1 protein-coding gene is annotated in these 656 nt (G+C 51.8%); it reads left to right on the top strand.

Annotation, left to right across the window (positions count from 1 at the left end; all coding sequences use genetic code 11):
- Nucleotides 1-656 (top strand): FG-GAP repeat domain-containing protein (locus PRUB_RS00035; RefSeq protein WP_010387518.1); only part of this gene is annotated, 656 nt, incomplete at both ends.

Below are 656 nucleotides of genomic sequence, written 5' to 3'. Positions count from 1 at the left end.
GTCTACCCCACCATGGGGTTGCTCAAACTAAGATACAGTAACGGCCAGTGGACCCGTGAAGTACTCTCTGAATCACAGTTTAGAGCCATAGAATCTCAGTTGCAGCTGAGCGCCTCGCTGACAGAGCGTTTGCGCTGGCAAGACATAGATGGTGACGGTATCAGAGATTATGTACTTTTCACTGATGCATCCTCCTACCATGATGCGAGCCTCATTTCGGTTGGCACTAAGTCGGGCGCGATCCGTGCACTTAAGCTGCCGTCGGGCACCAATCTGGCTAACAACTATCAACTTACAGATGTTAACGGTGATGGCCGGCTGGATGTGAAGTCGGGCTCTGAGGTTTTCCTGGCATCGGCAAATGGTACTTTCTTATACACCGGGCAAGGCGCAGTAGAGCCAGCCAGCAAAATAGATACCACGGCAGGCAGCTTTAGAGTGGATGAAACGGGTCAGGCAACCTACACAGTACCCGTGACCTTACCTAAGGGTCCTGGTGGCATCACACCGTCAGTTTCTATCTCTTATAGCTCTGCTGCGGGCGTCGGTAATGCCGGGTATGGGTGGAATGTCGCAGCCGCTTCTGCCATTACCCGATGTACAAAAAACATTGCAACAGACGGTAAACAGCAAGCGGTCAGAATGCAAAAGAGCGA

It is taken from the genome of Pseudoalteromonas rubra, from assembly GCF_000238295.3.
In the GTDB taxonomy this organism is placed as follows: Bacteria; Pseudomonadota; Gammaproteobacteria; order Enterobacterales; family Alteromonadaceae; genus Pseudoalteromonas; species Pseudoalteromonas rubra.
The sequence above is the reverse complement of the archived record's forward strand: the minus strand, read 5'-3'. Positions and strand labels throughout refer to the sequence as shown.